The sequence below is a fragment of the Clostridium pacaense genome (assembly GCF_020709765.2).
Classification (GTDB): Bacteria; Bacillota; Clostridia; order Lachnospirales; family Lachnospiraceae; genus Enterocloster; species Enterocloster hominis.
In genome coordinates, this window is sequence record NZ_JAJFEB020000167.1 from 1 (window position 1) to 247 (window position 247).

At 57.1% G+C, this 247-nt stretch carries 1 pseudogene; it reads right to left on the reverse strand.

The features are described from left to right. Positions 1–247, reverse strand: a pseudogene (locus LK536_RS58935) (ABC transporter ATP-binding protein); the annotation flags it as partial.

The following is a 247-nucleotide window of genomic DNA, read 5'->3' on the forward strand; positions in this document are numbered from 1 at the left end:
GGTGGCCTATCTCCAGTATCCCGTCCTCCGCCCTTACCCGTGGGTCAATCTCTGCCTTGGGCGTCGTATGGGCCCACAGGCCAAAGGCCACAGTTTCATATACCGTCATATGGGGGTACAGGGCGTAGTTCGGGAATACCATGGACAGGTCCCTGTCCTTTGGCTCCACCATGTTAATGAGGCAGTCATCCAGCCACAGTTCCCCTGAGGATATATCCTCCAGGCCCGCAATCATCCTGAGGGTGGT